Below are 19,688 nucleotides of genomic sequence, written 5' to 3'. Positions count from 1 at the left end.
TCGCGTGGCAATGCAGTCGGCGCCTGGCTTCTCGCGGCACACCGCGGCGGTTCGCCGTGCGACTTTGGTCGCACAGGGATGATGGCCGCTTGCAGCAGGTTCGGACAAAGCGTGGCGGCTTTGGGAAAGACGCTTGACCTTCGCAGCGCCTAGAACGCGTCCCGAACAGGCTCAATTCGAAGTGCCTCTCAACGGCGAGGACATTGACCATGAGCTGCAGGCCAATCCCGCGCGACGTTCCGCAGCGGACCCAGTCCGACACTCCCGAGACGACCCAGCATTTTCTGCCGAACGGCGAGGCGCGTCCCGCCGATGTGGAGATGGCGCGCGTGCTGAAGACCGCGCCGGTCAGAATCGCGTCAGACCCGGCCAGCGGCGCCATCGCCCACTGGAAGCATGGCGCGCTGCATGACGTCGTCGAGCCGATGGCGGACCACGTCATCATGACGTATCCCACCGGCGTGCAGCGGCTGGAGCGGCGCAACGGAAAATCGGCTGCGATCGGAACGGCGCGGTCCGGCGTCGTGACGATCATTCCGGCCGGCTCGAGCGCCCGCTGGGACATTCCCGGGCCTGTCAACGTCGTTCAGCTCTATCTTCCTCACAGGACGCTTGAGCGCGTTGCCGGTGAAGCCGACATGTCGGCGCCAGACGAGTTGCTGGAGCGAACCGGGCATCCCGATCCCATCACGTCCCGTCTGCTCATCAGCGCATCGGATGCGATTCAAGGCAGCGCGGCGCTGGATGCGCTGTTCCGGCACCAGCTCAATGATCTGCTCGCCACACGCCTGCTGGCTGCGCATACCGGCGCGCCTGCCGTCTTTCAGCCAACGCTGGGCGGCTTGGCGCCAACCGCGCTACGCCGCGCGATCGAGCGTTTGCACTCGGACGACGATACGGACGTCTCCCTTGCCGCGCTGGCGTCGGACGCCGGCCTGTCGCGCTTCCACTTCTGCCGCGCCTTCAAGGAGAGCACGGGGCTCTCGCCGCATGCCTGGCTGCGCCAGCACCGGCTCGAGCAGGCCATGAAGATGCTGCGCGAGACCGACGACCCGGTCGTTTCGATCGCAGCGGCGCTTGGCTACGCCTCGCAGACGGCCTTCGCTGCGGCATTCAGAAAGCTGACCGGCGAAACCCCGAGCGATTGGCGAAGGCGCATGCGTTAGCAGCAATCGCTCTTCAGCGACGGCAATCGCTCTGGGGCAGCGGCAGACCTGATCAGCTAGACCATCACCATGTCCAAAGCACGCACGGAGACAAATGATGATCGGGAAGAACTTCGTCAGCCGACTGGCAATCACGTCATCACGAAGGGGCCTTGCGACCGCCGTGGTGTACGGACTTTCGCTGGCTGTCCGTTTCACTTCAGCGGCAGGGGAGGAGGTGGAAGTCCCGCTGCAATCCGCGCAACGCGCGCACGCGCTGATTTCACTCATGACCACCAGGGATAGCTCACGCCTTCCCTATGAAGACTGGGGCCGCAAGTCCGCGCAGCCGGTCGTCTTTCGCCAGGGCTGGCCGCCAGGTTCACCGCCCGGCTGCATCGCGCCTTAACCGGCGCTTCCGTTTCACACCTTTGCGTCGTTGCCGACCGCAACAAGGCTTGCCGCAATCCGGAGGCGGCGGTGGCAACGCGCCTGCACCTGAGAAGTCCCAACCTGAGGAGAACGTCACATGCGATTAGTCATCATCGGCGCCGGCTTCGCCGGCATGTATGCTGCCCTTTCTGCGGCCCGCCTGCGCGATATCCAGGGCGTCTCGCCCGACGAATTCGAGATTGCGCTGGTCGCACCGGAGCCGACGCTGGTGGTTCGCCCGCGTCTCTATGAGCCGAAGCCCGAGACGCTCACCGCGCCGCTGCTCGATGTGCTCAAGGCGATCGACGTCGTCTATGTGCAAGGCAGCGCCGAAACGATCGACACCAAGTCCCGCTCGCTTCAGATCGCCGCCGATGGCAAGCGGAAGTCGCTGTCGTACGACCGTCTGGTCGTGGCCACCGGCAGCCGGCTGTTCCGTCCGAACATTCCCGGTCTCGCCGAGCATGGCTTCAGCGTCGACTCGCTCGACGATGCGGTTGCCCTCGACAAGCATCTGCATGGCCTCGCCAAGCGGCCGGCCATGAACGGACGCGACACGGTCGTCGTGGCCGGCGGCGGTTTCACCGGCATCGAGGCGGCAACAGAAATGCCGACGCGGCTTCGCGATATCCTCGGCAAGGATGTCAAGACCCGCGTCATCATCGTCGAGCGCAACAGCGCGATCGCGCCCGACATGGGCGCAGGTCCTCGCCCCGTGATCGAAAACGCCCTGCGCAAGGTCGGTGTGGAAACCCGCCTCGGCGCCGGCGTCGCCTCGCTCGACGCCTCCGGCGTGACGCTGTCCAGCGGCGAACACATCGAAGCCGAGACGGTGATCTGGGCAGCGGGTATTCGCGCCGCCCCCCTGACCGCGCAGATCCCCGCCGAGCGCGACAATTTCGGTCGGCTGCTGGTCGACCGCGATCTGCGCGTGCCCGGCGTTCAAGGCGTCTTCGCTACTGGCGATGCCGCTCGTGCCGCCTGCGACGACGACGGCAACTACGCACTGATGTCGTGCCAGCACGCGACACGGATGGGCGCCTTTGCCGGCAACAATGCCGCAGCCGAACTGCTGGGCGTTGCCACCAGGCCCTACCACCAGAAGGCCTACGTCACCTGTCTCGATCTCGGCGACGCCGGCGCGCTGTTCACGCGCGGGTGGGAGCGCAAGGTGGAGATGGTTGGCGACGTTGCCAAGAAAACCAAGCAGGAGATCAACACCGTCTGGATCTACCCGCCGAAAGCCGAGCGCGCTGCTGCACTCGCATCGGCCGATCCGGAACGCGTGACCAACCTCTAGACGTCCCAGCGATGACGGCCGCGTTCTGGGCTGGCGGCGCGGCCTGCTCAACCAAGCCAGCCACGAGCTTTACCATGAAGCAGGAGAGAACCATGACCATGATGCAAGCGACAAAAATGAGCCCAAACATCACCTCACACCCCGGCAGACCAGGGCCCGAAGAGCTGGTTCCGTCGCGCTACGCGCTGCGGATCGGCGACATTGACGTGATGGTGGTCAGCGACGGCGTGCTACCGCTCCCAACCGCAATGTTGGGACACAACGCCGACCCGGCCGTCCGGGCGACCTGGCTGCACGACATGTTCCTGCCTTCGGACGCTTTCGATTGGGCGCTGAACGTGGTCGTGGTGCGTAGCGGCGGCCGGACCATCCTCATCGACGCCGGGCTGGGGTTGGACCCGGACTTGCACTTGCCGCGGGCCGGGCAGTTGATCAAGCGACTGGAGGCCGTCGGTATCGATCTCGCGTCCGTGACCGACGTGGTGCTTACCCACATGCACATGGACCATGTTGGCGGACTGCTCGTCGACGGGGTGAAGGAAAGGCTGCGTCCGGACCTGCGGATTCACGTGGCCGCCGCCGAGGTCAAATTCTGGGAGGCGCCCGATTTCTCCCACGTCTCCATGCCGCCGGGTTTCCCCGACGCGCTTCGAGCGACCGCCAAGCGGTTCGTGAAAGAGTATCGCAACCATCTGCGGCCGTTCGAGGACGAGTACGAGGTGGCGCCGGGGGTGGTCGTCCATCGCACCGGCGGCCACACCCCCGGGCACAGCGTGGTCCGCGTGGCGTCCGGCGGCGATCGGCTGATGTTCGCCGGCGACGCCGTGTTCGCAGTCGGGTTCGAGCACCCCGACTGGTACAACGGCTTCGAACACGACCCCGCGGAGGCGGCCCGCGTTCGGGTCCGTCTGTTGCGGGAACTGGCTGAGACCGGCGGGCTGCTGGTGGCCACTCACCTGCCGTTCCCCTCCGTCGGCCATGTGGCGGTCGACGGCGACGCCTTTCGTTGGGTGCCGGTCTTCTGGGACTACTGACCGACTGTTGGGTTAGATCCGAACCAGGGCGCGCACTCATCGCGTAAATGAGTTCACGCCCTGGTTTGCCTGTCGCCGTGCTATCTGGACGCAAACGGCCGCCTGTTCGAAATCTCGGAAAGCACTCATCCCGCCGGCCGATACGTCGTGACGTCGGTGCTGAAGCGCGTGGGCAATCCGGGGACGACAGAGGGCAGCGCGCCGCGACCTTCCGGCAAGAGATCGCGCGCCTAGGGCAGCCGCAAGAATTGGGCGCCAGCCAAGGTCTGAGGGCGCGTACTTATTAATCAGCGACGTCCGCTGTAGCCCTGAAAGCAGCCATGCTGTGCCATCCGCCACGTGCCGCATTCGTTTGGCCATCAGGTATATGTCACCTGTACGACGAAACAGCGCGGCCTTCGAGGCGCCCATTGTTAGTTTCTAAATTCCAAGACAGAAAACTCTCTCTTGCACGTCCGCGTCGAAACCGAAGAGGCGGGAAATAATCTGCATCGCGCGGAGTTATCACTTTGACTGGAGTCCCGCGGAGTGGAGAGATGAGCGCGATTAGTCCCGCCGTTGCCAGCGCGCGCTGTGAGTCGTTCTCGATTTCCGTTGTGTCCCGTGCCGAATTGTCCGAATGCGCGCCCTGGACCTCGACTTTCACCGACCAGCGAAAGGATTATCGATATTACGAGATCCTGGACGATACTCTCCAGGGTAACTTTGAGTACCGATATTTTGCGATTGTTGACAGCAACGGCCATGTACGAGCGGTCCAACCGTTCTTCCTTGTCGATCAGGACATCCTTGAAGGGCTCGGTGCTGAACGAATTCATTGGATTTCGCGGGTCCGGCGATTCTATCCGCGTTTCCTTAAGCTGCGCACTTTGATGGTCGGTTGTTCCGCCGGCGAGGGTCACCTCGCAGCTACGGAAACTCTACCCGTCGACATCCTCGCGGAAACCTTGTCCAACGGTATCATCAAGCAAGCGAGGTTGCTCAACGCGAAACTCATCGTGCTCAAGGAATTTCCTTCTTGCTACCGCAAATTGCTCCGCTGCTTCGGGCAATGCGGCTTCGCGCGTGCGCCGAGCATGCCGATGACGATGCTCGACATCAGATATGACAGCTTCGACGCCTACATGGCAAAGGCGCTGAAAAGCTCATCGCGAAAGAAATTGCGCAAGAATCTCGAGGCGACAGCGGGTGTATCGGATATTCGCATGAGCGTCGCCAACGATGCGGCAAGGTTCGTCGATGAGATCTATCCGCTTTATCTGCAGGTGTTCGAGCGCTCAAGGATGCAATTCGAGAAGCTAACGAAGGACTTTTTCCTCCAGATCGGCCAGCGAATGAACGATAAAGTACGGTTCTTCACGTGGCGTCGCGGAAACGTGCTGGTGGCCTTCAGCCTTTGCATGGTGCAAGGAGACTCCCTGTACGCGGAGTACGTGGGTTTCGACTACGCCGTCGCACTCGACCTGCATCTCTATCACTATGTCGTTCGGGATATGATCAATTGGGGGATCAGCAAAGGGTACAAATGGTTCCGTAGCAGCGGCCTAAACTATGATCCGAAGCTGCATATGAGGCACCGCCTCGATCCGACTGATCTCTATGTGCGCCATACCTCGATCCTTGCAAATGCAATATTCAAGCTGGCGCTGCCCTGGATCGTTCCAGTACGCTACGACGCGACATTGAAGCTGTTTGCAAACTACAAGGACCTTTGGTGACGATCTTGCTGCCCGCAATTGAGTTTTCGGATTCTCTTCGAGAGTGCCTCATCGACTATCGCGAGCGCCTGAGGCTTCATTTTTCTGGGAAGGTCGAATGTCTCCGGCTTGCATCGAATAAGGCTATGGCTTCGGGTTGATGAGTCCTCGCCCTAGATCTCGATCTCCGTCCCGAACTCCACCACCTGCCTGGTCGGCACGCCGAAGAACGCCGCCGAGCGCTCGGCGTTGCGTTGCAGGAAGGCAAACAGGGCTTCCCGCCACACCCACATGCCCGGGATATCCTCGCGCGGAATGATGGTCTCGCGACCGATGTAATAGGTGATGTCGGTGAGGTCGATGCCCGGCAGCTTGCCTTGCTTGCAGGCGAGGACCAGCCCGTCGTAGATCGTCGGATATTGCATGAAGCCGTAATGCAGGATGACGCGGGTGATGCCCGGGATGATTTCGACGATCTCGGCGCGATCCTCGTCGGATATGCGTGGCGCCTCCTCGATCAAGACCGTCACCAGCACCACGCGCTGATGCAGTACGTGGTTGTGCTTGACGAATTGCGTCAGCGCCAGCGGCACGCCGTTGGGCGAGGACGCCAGGAACACGGCGGTACCGGTGAGCCGCGCATGGCAGCGGTTGATGGCGGTTTCGATCAGATCCTCTTCCGGCTGGCGCAGGTTTCCGCGCGCACGCTCCACCAGCTTGACGCCGCTGCGCCAGGTCAGCATCACGAAGGCGATGATCGCTGCGAGCAGCAGCGGAAACCAGCCGCCCTCCAACAGCTTGACCGAATTGGCGGCGAAGAAAATGCCGTCGATGATGAGGAAGAATCCGTTGACCGCGATCACGATGAACGGTGAATAGCCCCACTGGATCGCCACCAGCGCCGCCAGCAGCGTGGTGATAGCCATCAACAGCGACACCGCAATGCCGTAGGCGCCGGCGAGGGCTTCCGAGGAGCCGAAGTGCAGCACGGCGCCCAGCGTCGCCGCCGCCAAGAGCCAGTTCACCAGCGGCACGTAGATCTGGCCGATCGCGTCCGAGGTGGTGTGCTCGATGTGCATCCTCGGCAGGAAGCCGAGCTGGATCGACTGCTGCGTCAGGGAAAACACGCCCGAGATGATGGCCTGCGAGGCGATCACGGTGGCGAGCGTGGCGAAGGCGACCAGCGGGTAGTGCACCCAATCCGGCGCGAGCTGGTAGAACGGATTTTCAAGCGCCGAGGGATCGGTAATCAGCAGCGCTGCCTGTCCGAAATAATTCAGCACCAGCGCGGGCAGCGCCACCGCGAACCAGGCGAGCCGGATCGGAAATCGCCCGAAATGTCCCATGTCGGCGTACATCGCCTCGCCGCCGGTGACGGCCAGGAACGCGGCGCCGATAATGGCAAAGCTGACATGGAAGTTCTGGTGGATCAGGAAATCGAAGGCATAGAGCGGGCTGAGGGCGGCGAGCACGCCGGGCGCCATGACGATGCCGTGGATGCCGAGCGCGGCCAGCACCGCGAACCAGCCGACCATCACCGGACCGAAGATCCGGCCGATAAAGCTGGTGCCTTGCCTCTGCATGACGAACAGCCCGATCAGGATCACGACCGTGGCCGGCACCACGGCGGGCGCGAGCACGGGCGCGTCGACCTTGAGGCCTTCGATGGCGCTGAGCACCGAGATCGCCGGCGTAATCGCGCCGTCACCATAGAGCAGGGCGGCGCCGACGAGTCCCACCACCAGCAACTTCGCGCGCCATGTTCCGGCTGGCGCATGGCGCGCGTGGAGCAATGCCAATAGCGCAACGATGCCGCCTTCGCCGCGGTTGTCAGCGCGCAGGATCAAGAGCGCGTATTTGATCGAAATGATCAGGATCAGCGCCCACAGGATCAGCGACACCACGCCGAGGACGGCCTCGTTCGTCAGCGGCCCGCCGTGGGTGGCCGCCTTGGCCGCTTCTTTCAGGGCGTAGAGGGGGCTAGTGCCGATGTCGCCGTAGACGACACCAAGGGCGCCGAGGGTGGCGGCGGCGGGGAGTTGAGCGGAATGGCCGGCGGTTGCAACTGGCGTACTGGTCACTGGCGCCCCCATTGGCATCCAGCCCGCCGGATCAGCCGAGGGGCCGCGATCGTCTGCCAGTCTGCGACGAGACGCCGCAAATTGCCATGGGCTTCCGATTGTCGGGCGTCCAATTGTGCGGAAAGCCGCGCGGCTCGCTGCGTGCGGTAAGCGGCTACTAGGCAGGCTTCCTTCACCGTCGACCGGGAGCCGGCGGCGCGTCACGATCTTCCGACCGAATCGCGCGCCTGAGTGGAATCAACCAGATTCCATTGCGCCTTGGCCAATCGATGGGGTGGATTGCTGTTCCAGTCGCCATGCCAGCATGTCCAAACGGTCGGCTCCGAAGAAAATCTCGCCATGCGCCACAAAACTCGGCACGCCGAAGATGCCCATCTCGTACGCCTGCTTGGATTGCGCGACCAACTCGCTTCGTGTCCCCGGCGAGACCGCAGACTCAATCGCGGTCTCCCCAAGCGCGGCAGATGTCAGGCAATTCGTCAGGACTTCGCGGGTGCCGATATCACGGCGATGCTGCCACATCGCCTCGAAGACCATGTCAATAAACCGATCGTGGGGAATGCCGTCTTGCGCGAGCCGAAGCGCGACACACAAGGCCGGCGCGGGATCAGGACGAGGTTGATGCGGTGGCGACAATGGTGCGCCCAGGAAGTTCGCCGATCGCCTGATGTCAGCCAAAAAGTGCTTTCGCTTCGGGGGCGGCAGCGGGTCGACATACGGTGCCAGCGGCTCGCGTCCGGCCTGCAAGTTCAGCAGGACATCGATCGAAACCGGCTTCCATCGCCATTGCCATGATGACAGCGCCTGCTGTCGACGGATTCGCCACCAGGCCAGGTAGGCGTAGGGTGATCTGAAGTCGTAGTAGATATCTATCGGCGCGGTCATCGCCACGATGTTACGCGCACCGCGTCCGACGATGCTTCGATGTTGGTCGAAGGATGGCCGAAAGTGCGATCCGGGACGGGCAGGACCGCGAGAACGTCGCTCGGAACGCAAATGGCGACCAGGGGGGCATCCCTGCTCGCCATGACTGCGGTTCCCTCGGAGGTTATTCGGAACGAAAACTGCGCCGTTACGGGGTACGGTCGGCGGTAACCAGGCGCGCTTCCTTCACCACCAGCTTGGAGCCGGCGGCGCGGAGGCAGGACGCCTCGAAATTCGGCCAGGCCTGCTGCGAGCAATCCTTGCCGACGGTACGGATATCCAGGCGGTCACCCTTGGCGAGCGCCTGCGGCACACTGGCTTCGACCTGGGGGGCAAAGCCGGGCAATACGGTCAGCGCGGCGGCAACGAACCCAGCAGCAGCGATTGCGGAAAAAGCCTTGATCATGACGGTCCCCTGTCATGGGCCTTGGCGGCCCCGTCGTTTCGTTGGTTGAACTTGTAGCCAGCGCAAGTTTCCGGCCGTCTTCGCCGGCTGCAAAAACGGTTTCGTCGGGTCGGAGTTTTGTTTCGTCGTCCATTGGCCGATGAAACATTGTCCGTCCGCCCAAGGGAGACGCCCAGACCGGGGTAGTGGTTCATTGACCGATCCGAAATATAAAGCCGTGCCGGTGGGGAACCTTGACCGGCTTGCCGGGCCGCCCGAGGCGGGGTAGGAGGGGCCTATGCCAAGTATCGCGCTCTACCCCGGCTCATTCGACCCCGTCACCAACGGCCATCTGGACGTGGTCCAGAACGCCGTCGGCCTGTGCGACCGCCTGATCGTCGCCATCGGCGTCCATCCCGGCAAAAAGCCGCTGTTTTCGACCGAGGAGCGCCTGGCGATGGTCCGGGCGGTATTCGCACCCCTGGCCGCCAAGGCCGGCTGCGACTTCGACTGCACCACCTATGACAATCTGACCGTCACTGCGGCTCAACAGGCCGGCGCCACCATCATGATCCGCGGCCTGCGCGACGGCACCGATCTCGATTACGAAATGCAGATCGCAGGCATGAACGAAACCATGGCGCCGGAGGTGCATACGGTATTCCTGCCGGCCTCGGTCGCCGTTCGCCCGATCACCGCCACACTGGTACGCCAAATCGCGGCCATGGGCGGCGACGTATCGGCCTTCGTGCCGCCATCGGTCGCAGCCAGCCTGAAGACCAAGTTCGCGAGCTAACACGCTGGTACGCGACACTACGCTTTCCTGTTTTCACATGACCGGAGCTTTCATGATCCGCATTTTTGCACTCGTCGCCGCGCTGTTCCTTGTGGCCCCCGCGATCGCCCAGCCGCTGCCCGCCAATCTCGACAAGGCGAATGCGATCGTGATCGACACCACCAAGGGCCGTATCGTGATCAAGCTGCGGACCGATCTCGCGCCCCAGCATGCCGAGCGCATCAAGCTGTTGGCGCGCGAGGGCTACTACAACAACGTGCCGTTCCATCGCGTGATCGAGGGATTCATGGCGCAGACCGGCGACGGCAAGAACTTCAACGGCACCGGCGGTTCGAAATATCCGAATCTCGCAGCCGAGTTCTCCAACGTGCCGTTCAAGCGCGGGATCGTCGGGATGGCGCGCGCGGCGAGCAACGATTCCGCCAATTCGCAGTTCTTCATCATGTTCGCGGAGGGCGCCTCGCTGAACGGGAAATACACCGTGATCGGCGAAGTGGTGTCGGGCATGGACGTGGTCGACAAGATCAAGCGCGGCGAACCTGTGGCCGATCCCGACAAGATGGTGAAGGTGCAGGTCGCATCCGACATCAAGTGAGGCGATGGTTTCGGCGCGCAGCAAGCCATCCGTCTGGTTTGCCGCCGCCTTCGTGTGGCTTGCGCCGGTGGCGCACGCGCAGGCCCAGCCGGAGCAACTCGACACCATCAAGGACGTCTACGCCAAATTGTATTCGTGCTGGCAGCCGCCGCCTGCCTCCCGCGCCAACCCGATCGACATCACGGTCATCGTCAGTTTCAACCGCGAAGGCGCCATTCTCGGTCAACCAAGGATTACCTATGAATCCGCGAACGCCGGCGATAACGACAGGATCGCGTACCGAATTGCCGTAATGGAAACATTGCAACGCTGTACGCCGTTGCCATTTACCGAGGGACTGGGCGGTGCGGTCGCCGGCCGGCCTTTCGCGGTCACTTTCAGAACCCGCAAACGTCCACCCAAACCTGAAGAGAAAAGAGCATGGCTGATACAGAAAATACTTTGATTCTTGAAACCACCCAGGGCCCGGTCACCATCGAAATGCGCCCCGATCTGGCGCCCGGCCACGTTGCCCGGATCAAGGAACTGGTGCGCGAGGGCTTTTACGACGGCATCGTGTTCCACCGCGTCATCGAGGGTTTTATGGCGCAGACCGGCTGCCCGCACGGCACCGGCACCGGCGGTTCCGGCAAGAAGCTGAAGGCCGAATTCAACAAGGAACCGCACGTCCGCGGCACCACCTCGATGGCCCGCGCCGCGAGCCCTGATTCCGGCGACAGCCAGTTCTTCATCTGCTTCGACGACGCCTCCTTCCTCAACAACCAGTACACGGTCTGGGGCAAGGTCACGTCCGGCATGGAGAATGTCGACAAGATCAAGCGCGGCGAGCCGGTGCAGAACCCCGACAAGATCGTCAAGGCGCACATGGCCGCCGACGCGGCCTGATTACGTGCGAGCGGTCCGTCGTTGCCGTCAGGTGACGACGGCCTATTTCGCGGTGAGCTGACGGACCGCGCCGATCCAGTCTTCGACATGGTAGGAGCGGACCATCTTGCCGCCCTGCAGCGTGTGAACATCGATCGACATCAACTTGAATGACTTGCCGCTGTGCGGGGCGCCCATGAACTCGCCGGCCGGCGTACCGGTGGCTTCACCGCGCACAGTGACCTGATCGCCGGAGACCGCGATCTCCTTGATCTCCCATTTCAAGTCGGGAACCGATTTGAGGCGTTGGCCGATTCCGGCAATCACCTGGTCGCGGGTGTTGCAATCGGCGTTACCGCGGCAGGACACCCAATCCGCCGCCGTCGCTTGCCGGATCAGGTCGGCGCTCTCACTGGCGAATTCGGCATTGAGCGCCCTGTAGAATGGCGCAACGCCGGCCCGGGCAGCCTCCGTGCTGATCTCCGCTTGGGCGGGCACGGTCGCCACGCCGATCACGGCGGCGAAGAGGGCAGAAACTGATTTCATGATGGCTCCAGCGGCTTGATTGGCGTTGCGCCGGTGGTATGAACCGGAATGGATCATCAATCTAATGAGTAATCCTGCCGGATCATGAATGAAATCGATTTACGCAGGTTCGACCTCAATTTGCTGATCGTGTTCGAGGTCCTGATGACGGAGCGGAGCGTCCGCCGCGCCGCGGAGCGGCTGGGACGGACGCAGTCGGCGGTCAGCCACTCGCTCTCCCGGCTGCGCAGCCAGTTGGGCGATCCGTTGTTGATCAAAGGCGGCGTGCGGATGCAGCCGACCGCCGTCGCACTCGATCTGATCGAACAGATACGGCCGATGCTGCGGGGAATCCAGCGCGTGCTTTCGCCGCGCTACGTCTTCGATCCTGCCAGTTCAAGACGGGTGTTCCGCGTCGCGGCGCCTGATTTCATGCTCACCGTGTTTGCACATCTGCTGTCGCGTTTGCGCAGCGAGGCACCGGGCGTATCCGCCGAATGGACCGCGCCGCGCGAGCCGACCTTGCTGGACGTTGCGGAGGGGCAGATCGATGTGGCGATCGTGCCCGCCGAACTTCGTCTCCCCGAAGGCGTCGCCAGCGAAGCCGTAGGCGCGCTCGGGTGGCGATGCTACGGACGGAAAAAACATCCGGCGTTTGCCAAGTGGAACCGCCGGACCTGGACGCGGTGGCCGCATCTCGTCGTCCGGGTCGGCGACAGCCTTACCAGCCCCGTCAATGTTGCCGCGTCCGCCGCCGGCCTCGATCGAACGATTGCTGGCTGGGTACCGCATTTCTCTGCTATCGCACCCGTGTTGGCGAACTCGGATTTGCTTGCGACTTTGCCTGTCGTCGCAATGGTCGAGACCATGCACGCCTATGATTTGGAGAGCAGAGAAGTGCCGTTTCCGATTGCGCCGCTTCCGCATGTGATGGTTTGGAGCACCACGCGGAGCCGGGATCCCGCGATGAATTGGTTGCGCGATCGGCTGCGTCCGATCGTCAAACGCAACTTCGCCGGTTGATAGCATGCGCACTGATCTCTTCGACTTCGAACTCCCTGCCACGAGCATCGCACTGCGGCCTGCCAGCCCGCGCGATGCTGCGCGCATGCTGGTGGTGCAGCCGGACGGCGCGTTGCTTGACCGCACCGTCGCCGAGCTGCCGCAATGGTTGCAGCCCGGCGACCAGCTCGTCGTCAACGACACCAAGGTGATATCAGCGCAGCTCAAAGGCCGCCGCATCGGCCGCGAGACCGAGCCCAAGATCGAGGCGACGCTGATCAAGCGGCTCGACGGCTCGCGCTGGCAGGCGCTGGTGAAGCCGGCGAAGAAGCTCGCGCCCGGCGACGTCGTTCGCTTCGGCAATGAAGGCAAGGTTTGCCTACTTGGCCATCTCGATGCCGAGGTCGAGGCCAAGGGCGAGGAGGGCGAGATCACGCTGTCGTTCTCGTTTCACGGACCGGCACTCGATCAGGCCATCGCCGATCTCGGCACGCCGCCGCTGCCGCCCTACATCGCCTCCAAGCGCACGCCCGACGATCGCGATGCCGCCGACTACCAGACCATGTTCGCGGCCAATGAAGGCGCGGTCGCCGCACCAACGGCAGGACTGCATTTCACGCGGGAGCTGGAAGCAGCGCTGCGCGGCCGCGGCGTCGAACTGCACCGGCTGACCCTGCATGTCGGGGCAGGGACTTTTCTGCCGGTCAAGGTCGAGGAAACCACCGAGCACAGGATGCATGCCGAGTGGGGAGCGATCTCTTCCGATACTGCGGCGGCGCTGAACGCCGCGCGCGCCAAGGGCGGGCGCATCATAGCTGTCGGCACTACGTCGCTGCGGCTATTGGAGAGCGCCACGACCGAAGACGGCACCATTCAGCCGTTCGACGGCGAGACCTCGATCTTCATCACGCCAGGCTATCGCTTTCGCGCGGTCGATATCCTCATGACCAATTTCCATTTGCCGCGCTCGACGCTGTTCATGCTGGTGTCGGCCTTCTCGGGGCTCGACGCGATGAAGCAGGCCTATGCGCATGCGATTGCGGCGGGGTACCGGTTCTATTCCTACGGCGATGCCTGCCTGCTGTTCCGGCAGCGGTGAGCAAGGGAGCGTTGCAACCCTATCCCGAAAGGAAGCCCGCCGATTGGGCGGGCCAAGTTTCAGGGAGGAAGCGCTTCGGAAAGCGCCAAGTTTATATTCCTCCGATTCGGGAGGTCCAGAAAAGGCCGTAATACTACCGATTTTTCGCCACAAACTTTGATGGCTGCCTTATCGTCTTTCACATCGTGCGCGCGGACCGCGCCATGGAGGAAGGATGCGTGAGCGCCGCACTGCATTCTCGATTTGTTATCGATATATTCAATGGAATATAGCGAAAACTTGCAGTCAATACTGGTCGACTGGACGCGCGACTCCGGGGTTTCTCGCTTCCCCACCGCATGTCGCGTGCCACAAAGCTGAGTATTTCTCCAATTTCTGTTGGTCATAGTGGACATTCGCCGGGAAGGCCGACACATATGGCCTCGGACAGTGTTCGCGTGTTCATCGGGAGAACTTCATGAGCTTTTCGAGTGTCTTTGCGCGGGCAGTCGCGGTAGTCGGGGCGGGTGCGCTGTACTGGCGTCGCATGCAGGGCGCGGCGCCTAAGGCGGCCTGGGGCAACGCGCCGGCGATACCGGAGGCGAAGCCGCAAGGCGCCATCCCGACGCTCAAGATGCCGTCGGCGCAGGGCTGGAGCGACGGGCAAAAGCCCACCGCTGCACCCGGGCTCAAGGTCAACGCGTTTGCAAAAGATCTGGACCATCCGCGCTGGATCAACGTGCTGCCCAATGGCGACGTGCTCATTGCCGAGTCGAACCAGATCGCCGGACCGCCGAGGAGCGTGTTCCACTATGCGATGCAGGCGACGATGCGGCGTGCCAGGGCGCTCGGCGTCAGCGCCAACCGCATCACGTTGTTGCGCGACCGCGATGGTGACGGCGTGGCCGAAGGACGCGGAATTTTCATGGAAGGGCTGAGCCAGCCGTTCGGCATGGCGCTGGTCGGCGACACCTTCTATGTCGGCAATACCGACGGCGTGGTCGCCTTTCCGTATGTGGCGGGCACGGACCGCATTACCGCGCAGGGGCGGAAGCTCGTGGCGTTCAAGCCCAGTGGGCACTGGACGCGCAGCCTGCTGCCGAGCGCGGACGGCAAAAAGCTCTATGCCGGCGTCGGCTCGCTCAGCAACATCGCCGAGAACGGCATGGAAGTGGAGGAGGGCCGCGCCGCGATCTACGAGCTCGATCTGGCCGGCGGCACGAGCCGCATCTTCGCCGGCGGCCTGCGCAACGCGGTGGGCCTTGCATGGGAGCCCAACACAAGCGTGCTCTGGACCGTCGTCAACGAGCGCGACGGCCTCGGCGACGAGACGCCGCCCGACTATCTGACCTCGGTGCGAGACGGCGGCTTTTACGGCTGGCCCTATTGCTACTGGGGGCAGACGGTGGATGATCGCGTGCCGCAGGATCCGGCCATGGTCGCGAAGGCGATTCAGCCGGATTATGCGCTCGGTGGGCACACCGCCTCACTCGGCCTGTGCTGGATGCCGGCAGGCACGCTGCCGGGCTTTCCGGACGGCATGGTGATCGGCCAGCACGGTTCGTGGAATCGCAGCACGCTGAGCGGCTACGCCGTCGTCTTCGTGCCGTTCGAGAACGGGCGCCCTTCCGGTCCGCCGCGGGATATCCTGACCGGGTTTCTCGCACCCGACGAGAAGGTCTCCTACGGACGTCCGGTCGGCGTCACGCTCGGCCCCGACGGCTCGCTGCTGGTGGCTGACGATGTCGGCAACGTGATCTGGCGTGTGACGGGCGCGTAGCTGCGTAGGGTGGGCAAAGGCGCGACTGCGCCGTGCCCACCATCGTTCCGCATTGTCAGTCTGATAGGTGGGCACGCTTCGCTTTGACCACCCTACAGCTCCTATTTCGGTGGCGAGGGCATGGCCGAGGAATGGTGGTCGACGATCAGCCAACGCTCGCCGTTCTTGACGTAGGTGAAACTGTAGCGCGCGGGCAAGTTCTTCGCCTCGCCATCCCTGACATAGGAGAACGTGTAATTGCCAGTGTTGATCGCCGCATTCCCGTACACACGGATCAACTGATCGCCGAAGGCGACCTTCACGCCGGGCAGAACCTTGAAGGCGTTCACGAAATAATCTTGTAGCGCCTCTCGATTGGAACGCACCGTCGGCGACAGCGTGCCCCAGAGTACGGCATCGTCCGCATAGAGCGTTAAGACTTTTTCGGGATCGCCTCCGCCAAGAGCTTGTCCCCTGCCGAGGCCGCTGCTGCCACCTCCGTTTTCGATTCTACCAAAGCGCTGGAGCCAAATGGTAGCAACAACATGCACAGGGCAAGTGCTGCACTAGCTGCTTTTGAAAAGGTTCGCATGACACACTCCCTTGCGAATACTGGCCAGATACGAGACGGCCTCTTGCAATGCGAGCGGCTACTGATTTGCACGGTTCAGCGTCAGGCAATCGACGTCACCTGGGCTGATAAATTGAACTGTCCCAACCCGGCTTGGCTGTGTTTCGTGACCTCACACGAGTGAAACTACATCATCCGCGACCCGCGAACCATAAGTCAGAGCGGTTGACTTACCAGAGAGCAAAAAAGGTCGATGTGCGTCGCAACCAATAAACCCTCATGGTGAGGAGACGCGAAAGCGCCCTCTCGAACCATGTGGCCCGGCTGGTGCCACTCATCCTTCGAGACGCGTGTTCCGCGCTTCTCAGGATGAGGTCTGGCAGGAAAAGGGGTGGGCAAAGCCAACGGGTCGCGCGAACGCGCGCCCGATGACAGGCTCCGCGTGCCCACCGTTCATTACCAATGAGGGTAAATGGTGAGCACGGCGCGAAGTGCGCCTTTGCACGCCCTACGATCCCTTCGCCTGGTTACGCCATTACGCGCTGCGGCAACAGCTCCGCAATCTGGATCGCATTCAGCGCCGCGCCCTTCAGCAACTGATCGGCCGACACGAACATCGATATCGAGTGGCCTGAGGCATCGCTGAGATCCTTCCTGATACGGCCGACCAGAACGTCATCCTGGCCTGACGCGTCGATCGGCATCGGGAAGTAGTTCTTCGCCCGGTCATCGACGATCTTGACGCCCGGCGCCTTCGACAGGATGGCGCGGACCTCGTGCTCGGTGATCGGTCTTTCGCATTCGAAGGTGATCGCCTCGCTATGGGCGCGCAGCACCGGCACGCGGACGCAGGTGACGCCGACGGCGATCTGCTCGTCCTCGAAGATCTTGCGGGTCTCCTTGATCACCTTGGTTTCTTCGCCGTTGTAGCCGGTCTCCGGATCGATGTCCGTGTTGTGGCTGAAGACGTTGAAGGCGTAGGGAAGCGGGATCACCTTGGGCGTGAAGGGCCGGCCCTCGAGATGGGCGCGGGTCGATTCCACCAGCTCCTCCATCGCCGCGGCGCCTGCGCCGCTCGCCGCCTGATAGGTCGACAGGATCACGCGCTTGATGCGGTTCTGCCGGTGGATCGGCCACAGCGGCACCAGCGCTGTGATCGCCGAACAGTTCGGAACGGCGATGATGCCCTTGTGCTCACGGATGCGGTTGCCGTTGATCTCGGGGATCACCAGCGGCACGTTCGGATCCATCCGGAACGCGGAGGAATTGTCGATCACGACCGCGCCGGCCTTCACGGCTGCCGGGGAGAACTTGCGCGAGATGCCGGCGCCCGCCGAGAACAACGCGATGTCGACGCCCTCGAAAGACTTCTCGGTGAGCTCCTCGATGACGATCCTCTCACCGCGGAAGTCGATGGTCTTGCCGGCCGACCGGGCGCTGGCCAGCGCCTTGAGCTTGCGGACCGGAAAGGCGCGCCTGTCTATGGTGGCGATGAATTCGGCGCCGACCGCGCCGGTCACGCCGGCGATAGCAACAACGGGTTCGTAGCTCACGGGTCTGTCCTCTGGTTGAGCATCAATGCTTGCGGGCAATAAAAAAGCCCCGGTCCTTTTCAGGCGGGGCTTCGGTTCAGATAATGCGATCGTTCGACTACGCGCGCACGGCTCCCGAGCCCCCGGAGGGTGCTTTGGTTTTCGCGGTCGTTTTGGTCGAGATCGTCATGGCGCGGACTTATGCGGCAGGTTGGAGGCGCCGTCAACGGTTTTTGGCCTCATCCGGGCTTCAACAGACGGGCCCGTCATCGCCGCCCTGCGGCGCCAGGAGGCTCGAGGATCACCTCCTTGAGGTCGCTGCCGCTCATGACGACGATCGCGAAATTCAGCCGGCCGCGTTCGCGGATCAGGCCGCCGCTGATGGCCTTGCCCGACGCTGCCTGCTCGGCCACGCGAATGGCATCTGCCAAACGGTGCCGGATTATTCGGAGTGCAGCGAGGTTGCTGCGGTCCTCGGCATCGAGCTCCTTCAGGGGCAGGGCGGCTTCGCCGCCAACGATCTTGCCGGTCGCGGCGTCGATGGCGTGGTGCCAGACGCGGTCGTTGTGAAGGGTCTTTACCCGGTAGACCGGTGAATCCGACGCGCCGTCGAAGCTGATATCGGCGGTCGTAGCTCCTGCATGCAGGGCTTCGGCGATCGCCATCGCCTGACTCAGCGAGATAGCCGACCCGCGGAAAAGCGCGAGCTCGCGGTTGACCGCCTGCTGGTCGGACGCGGCGCTATCGCCGGCCTCATTGGGGATGGAGGCCGGTTCGTCGGTCGACGGCGCGATGGCATAGACCGGGGCAGGGAGCATGATCGCCACCAGGACGATTGCAAGCAACTGTCTCCAACACCGGGGCGTACGCATCTTTGCAGTCTCCATCCTTGAGCCTGTCTCTAACGGCGGAGCGGCCGGATCGTCTTGTACAAAAATGCGGCCGACCCCTTGGAGGCATATGGGTCGGCCGCGGAACGTCGCAAACGGGGCTGTACCGCCGTTTGCGGCGATCAAAGCGGCGCGAGCCCCGCTGGGACCACTGAAAGCGGGAACCCGCACGTCGCTTGTAACAAAACCATACCGTATCGTTTTGTTTTGGTCAACGACGCGCGAGCGCCGCGCCTCAAGCGAAACGCCCTTCTCACGGAATTGTCAGCGGGAGGGGCGTCGCCGAACGGTCGCTTTGGGTGTGGACAGGACGCGGCTCGGTGGCCCGAGCGCACCGGCCAGGAACAGCCTGATCGCCGAGCGCATGCGTTTTTCGGCGGACTTCATCTCCAGCGGCGTTCCGAACGTCGCCATGCGGTGTGTGTGACCAACGACCACGTCGAGAAAGACCTCAGCCGCGATGCCGGTATCTTCGACGTCCATCGCGCCTTGTGCGACCAATTTATCAAAGAAGCGCGCCGTCGTGGAAACGGCCTTCAACCAGCCTTCCTCCCTGCCAAGTTTGGCAATGTCGGGAAAGTTGATGGCCTGTGACGTCATCATGCGGCTGAATGCGACGGCATCGGGTCCGCAGGTGAACATCAGCATCTCGCGCCCGATCTCTATCAGGCGCTGCTCGACCGAAATGTCCGAGGAACGCGTGAGCTGCACCTCGGCCGCTTCAGCAAGCGGAGCAAGCCAGCGCGCAATTTCGCGCCTCAGCACCTCCGCAAACAGCCCGCGCTTGTCGCCGTAGCGCGAATAGACGGTGGGCTTGCTGACCCGAGCGGCTTCCGCAACCGCATCGAGCGAGGTCGCATCGTAGCCCCGGTCCAGAAAAAGACGGGTGGCAACCTCGATCAGCCGCTGATCGCGCTCGATCGCGGCGCTTTTAGTCGGCCGGCCGCCGCGCGATTTTGGAACGTCTCGTTTCGCCGGTCTGGTCCTGGTCGCAGTCAATCCCATGCCCATCGATTCCTGCGCGGTCGTCATAATGGTCATTGCTCTATAACGCGCAGCAGGAGAGGCGTCATCGCGA

Annotated in this window: 20 protein-coding genes; 12 read left to right on the top strand and 8 right to left on the bottom strand. The window is 63.0% G+C overall.

Features of this window, described 5'->3' with window-relative positions:
* Nucleotides 1-209 precede the first annotated feature (209 nt).
* The 5 genes from ACPPVP_RS24295 to ACPPVP_RS24275 all read left to right on the top strand — a co-directional run bounded on the left by ACPPVP_RS24295 (nucleotide 210) and on the right by ACPPVP_RS24275 (nucleotide 5,629).
* On the top strand, nucleotides 210-1,166 hold the full coding sequence (locus tag ACPPVP_RS24295; protein WP_426525172.1) for a helix-turn-helix transcriptional regulator: 957 nt from the start codon (nucleotides 210-212) through the stop codon (nucleotides 1,164-1,166).
* Nucleotides 1,167-1,263: 97 nt separating this feature from the next.
* Nucleotides 1,264-1,554, top strand: a complete 291-nt coding sequence (locus ACPPVP_RS24290) for a hypothetical protein (RefSeq protein WP_426525170.1) — start codon at nucleotides 1,264-1,266, stop codon at nucleotides 1,552-1,554.
* 120 nt (nucleotides 1,555-1,674) lie between these two features.
* Nucleotides 1,675-2,877, top strand: coding sequence for an NAD(P)/FAD-dependent oxidoreductase (locus ACPPVP_RS24285; RefSeq protein WP_426525169.1), 1,203 nt, complete (start codon nucleotides 1,675-1,677; stop codon nucleotides 2,875-2,877).
* A 98-nt stretch (nucleotides 2,878-2,975) separates the two neighbouring features.
* Entirely contained in the window at nucleotides 2,976-3,911 is a 936-nt protein-coding gene (locus ACPPVP_RS24280) for an MBL fold metallo-hydrolase (protein ID WP_426538028.1), read from the top strand.
* Nucleotides 3,912-4,447: 536 nt separating this feature from the next.
* On the top strand, nucleotides 4,448-5,629 hold the full coding sequence (locus ACPPVP_RS24275; protein WP_426525167.1) for a GNAT family N-acetyltransferase: 1,182 nt from the start codon (nucleotides 4,448-4,450) through the stop codon (nucleotides 5,627-5,629).
* 152 nt (nucleotides 5,630-5,781) lie between these two features.
* On the opposite strand, the gene ACPPVP_RS24270 is transcribed toward ACPPVP_RS24275, so the two are convergent.
* The 3 genes from ACPPVP_RS24270 to ACPPVP_RS24260 form a co-directional block, all read right to left on the bottom strand.
* Nucleotides 5,782-7,701, bottom strand: a complete 1,920-nt coding sequence (locus ACPPVP_RS24270) for a potassium transporter Kup (RefSeq protein ID WP_426525165.1) — start codon at nucleotides 7,699-7,701, stop codon at nucleotides 5,782-5,784.
* 225 nt (nucleotides 7,702-7,926) lie between these two features.
* A complete protein-coding gene (locus ACPPVP_RS24265) occupies nucleotides 7,927-8,574 on the bottom strand; it encodes a 2-hydroxychromene-2-carboxylate isomerase (protein WP_426525163.1) in 648 nt (215 codons plus the stop codon).
* 187 nt (nucleotides 8,575-8,761) lie between these two features.
* A complete protein-coding gene (locus ACPPVP_RS24260; protein ID WP_426525161.1) occupies nucleotides 8,762-9,019 on the bottom strand; it encodes a hypothetical protein in 258 nt (85 codons plus the stop codon).
* Between the two features lie 277 nt (nucleotides 9,020-9,296).
* On the opposite strand from ACPPVP_RS24260, the gene coaD reads away from it, so the two are divergent.
* The 4 genes from coaD to ACPPVP_RS24240 are packed head-to-tail and all read left to right on the top strand — an operon-like array spanning nucleotide 9,297 to nucleotide 11,274.
* On the top strand, nucleotides 9,297-9,794 hold the full coding sequence (gene coaD / locus ACPPVP_RS24255; protein ID WP_426525159.1) for a pantetheine-phosphate adenylyltransferase: 498 nt from the start codon (nucleotides 9,297-9,299) through the stop codon (nucleotides 9,792-9,794).
* A 52-nt stretch (nucleotides 9,795-9,846) separates the two neighbouring features.
* Nucleotides 9,847-10,389, top strand: coding sequence for a peptidylprolyl isomerase (locus ACPPVP_RS24250; protein ID WP_426525157.1), 543 nt, complete (start codon nucleotides 9,847-9,849; stop codon nucleotides 10,387-10,389).
* Nucleotides 10,390-10,393: 4 nt separating this feature from the next.
* The gene (locus tag ACPPVP_RS24245; protein ID WP_426525155.1) at nucleotides 10,394-10,834 is read left to right on the top strand and encodes a hypothetical protein; all 441 of its coding nucleotides are present in this window, start codon (nucleotides 10,394-10,396) and stop codon (nucleotides 10,832-10,834) included.
* On the top strand, nucleotides 10,810-11,274 hold the full coding sequence (locus tag ACPPVP_RS24240; RefSeq protein ID WP_426525153.1) for a peptidylprolyl isomerase: 465 nt from the start codon (nucleotides 10,810-10,812) through the stop codon (nucleotides 11,272-11,274). Before ACPPVP_RS24245 ends, ACPPVP_RS24240 begins: the two co-directional genes overlap by 25 nt.
* Nucleotides 11,275-11,316: 42 nt before the next feature.
* Here the strand turns inward: ACPPVP_RS24240 and ACPPVP_RS24235 are convergent, their stop codons facing one another.
* The gene (locus tag ACPPVP_RS24235; protein WP_426525152.1) at nucleotides 11,317-11,799 is read right to left on the bottom strand and encodes an ester cyclase; all 483 of its coding nucleotides are present in this window, start codon (nucleotides 11,797-11,799) and stop codon (nucleotides 11,317-11,319) included.
* A gap of 84 nt (nucleotides 11,800-11,883) precedes the next feature.
* On the opposite strand from ACPPVP_RS24235, the gene ACPPVP_RS24230 reads away from it, so the two are divergent.
* From ACPPVP_RS24230 to ACPPVP_RS24220, 3 genes are all read left to right on the top strand, one after another.
* A complete protein-coding gene (locus ACPPVP_RS24230; RefSeq protein ID WP_426525150.1) occupies nucleotides 11,884-12,801 on the top strand; it encodes a LysR substrate-binding domain-containing protein in 918 nt (305 codons plus the stop codon).
* Nucleotides 12,802-12,805: 4 nt separating this feature from the next.
* Nucleotides 12,806-13,879 (top strand): tRNA preQ1(34) S-adenosylmethionine ribosyltransferase-isomerase QueA, encoded by a 1,074-nt coding sequence (gene queA, locus ACPPVP_RS24225; RefSeq protein ID WP_426525148.1) that lies wholly within the window; start codon nucleotides 12,806-12,808, stop codon nucleotides 13,877-13,879.
* 457 nt (nucleotides 13,880-14,336) lie between these two features.
* Nucleotides 14,337-15,638, top strand: a complete 1,302-nt coding sequence (locus tag ACPPVP_RS24220; protein ID WP_426525146.1) for a PQQ-dependent sugar dehydrogenase — start codon at nucleotides 14,337-14,339, stop codon at nucleotides 15,636-15,638.
* 101 nt (nucleotides 15,639-15,739) lie between these two features.
* Here the strand turns inward: ACPPVP_RS24220 and ACPPVP_RS24215 are convergent, their stop codons facing one another.
* From ACPPVP_RS24215 to ACPPVP_RS24200, 4 genes are all read right to left on the bottom strand, one after another.
* Entirely contained in the window at nucleotides 15,740-16,168 is a 429-nt protein-coding gene (locus ACPPVP_RS24215; RefSeq protein ID WP_426525144.1) for an SgcJ/EcaC family oxidoreductase, read from the bottom strand.
* 547 nt (nucleotides 16,169-16,715) lie between these two features.
* A complete protein-coding gene (locus ACPPVP_RS24210) occupies nucleotides 16,716-17,741 on the bottom strand; it encodes an aspartate-semialdehyde dehydrogenase (RefSeq protein ID WP_426525142.1) in 1,026 nt (341 codons plus the stop codon).
* Between the two features lie 245 nt (nucleotides 17,742-17,986).
* Entirely contained in the window at nucleotides 17,987-18,607 is a 621-nt protein-coding gene (locus ACPPVP_RS24205; RefSeq protein ID WP_426525140.1) for a PepSY domain-containing protein, read from the bottom strand.
* A gap of 267 nt (nucleotides 18,608-18,874) precedes the next feature.
* A complete protein-coding gene (locus tag ACPPVP_RS24200) occupies nucleotides 18,875-19,615 on the bottom strand; it encodes a TetR/AcrR family transcriptional regulator (RefSeq protein ID WP_426538026.1) in 741 nt (246 codons plus the stop codon).
* Between the last annotated feature and the right edge of the window lie 73 nt (nucleotides 19,616-19,688).

This window comes from Bradyrhizobium sp. McL0615 (assembly GCF_049993905.1).
GTDB lineage: Bacteria > Pseudomonadota > Alphaproteobacteria > Rhizobiales > Xanthobacteraceae > Bradyrhizobium.
The sequence above is the reverse complement of the archived record's forward strand: the minus strand, read 5'-3'. Positions and strand labels throughout refer to the sequence as shown.

Excerpts from the sequence above, each read along its gene's own strand:
- ACPPVP_RS24295 (WP_426525172.1), top strand. The coding sequence starts at position 210 with ATGAGCTGCAGGCCAATCCCGCGCGACGTTCCGCAGCGGACCCAGTCC.
- ACPPVP_RS24290 (WP_426525170.1), top strand. The coding sequence starts at position 1,264 with ATGATCGGGAAGAACTTCGTCAGCCGACTGGCAATCACGTCATCACGA.
- ACPPVP_RS24285 (WP_426525169.1), top strand. The coding sequence starts at position 1,675 with ATGCGATTAGTCATCATCGGCGCCGGCTTCGCCGGCATGTATGCTGCC.
- ACPPVP_RS24280 (WP_426538028.1), top strand. The coding sequence starts at position 2,976 with ATGATGCAAGCGACAAAAATGAGCCCAAACATCACCTCACACCCCGGC.
- ACPPVP_RS24275 (WP_426525167.1), top strand. The coding sequence starts at position 4,448 with ATGAGCGCGATTAGTCCCGCCGTTGCCAGCGCGCGCTGTGAGTCGTTC.
- ACPPVP_RS24270 (WP_426525165.1), bottom strand. The coding sequence starts at position 7,701 with ATGGGGGCGCCAGTGACCAGTACGCCAGTTGCAACCGCCGGCCATTCC.
- ACPPVP_RS24265 (WP_426525163.1), bottom strand. The coding sequence starts at position 8,574 with ATGACCGCGCCGATAGATATCTACTACGACTTCAGATCACCCTACGCC.
- ACPPVP_RS24260 (WP_426525161.1), bottom strand. The coding sequence starts at position 9,019 with ATGATCAAGGCTTTTTCCGCAATCGCTGCTGCTGGGTTCGTTGCCGCC.
- coaD (WP_426525159.1), top strand. The coding sequence starts at position 9,297 with ATGCCAAGTATCGCGCTCTACCCCGGCTCATTCGACCCCGTCACCAAC.
- ACPPVP_RS24250 (WP_426525157.1), top strand. The coding sequence starts at position 9,847 with ATGATCCGCATTTTTGCACTCGTCGCCGCGCTGTTCCTTGTGGCCCCC.
- ACPPVP_RS24245 (WP_426525155.1), top strand. The coding sequence starts at position 10,394 with ATGGTTTCGGCGCGCAGCAAGCCATCCGTCTGGTTTGCCGCCGCCTTC.
- ACPPVP_RS24240 (WP_426525153.1), top strand. The coding sequence starts at position 10,810 with ATGGCTGATACAGAAAATACTTTGATTCTTGAAACCACCCAGGGCCCG.
- ACPPVP_RS24235 (WP_426525152.1), bottom strand. The coding sequence starts at position 11,799 with ATGAAATCAGTTTCTGCCCTCTTCGCCGCCGTGATCGGCGTGGCGACC.
- ACPPVP_RS24230 (WP_426525150.1), top strand. The coding sequence starts at position 11,884 with ATGAATGAAATCGATTTACGCAGGTTCGACCTCAATTTGCTGATCGTG.
- queA (WP_426525148.1), top strand. The coding sequence starts at position 12,806 with ATGCGCACTGATCTCTTCGACTTCGAACTCCCTGCCACGAGCATCGCA.
- ACPPVP_RS24220 (WP_426525146.1), top strand. The coding sequence starts at position 14,337 with ATGAGCTTTTCGAGTGTCTTTGCGCGGGCAGTCGCGGTAGTCGGGGCG.
- ACPPVP_RS24205 (WP_426525140.1), bottom strand. The coding sequence starts at position 18,607 with ATGGAGACTGCAAAGATGCGTACGCCCCGGTGTTGGAGACAGTTGCTT.
- ACPPVP_RS24200 (WP_426538026.1), bottom strand. The coding sequence starts at position 19,615 with ATGGGATTGACTGCGACCAGGACCAGACCGGCGAAACGAGACGTTCCA.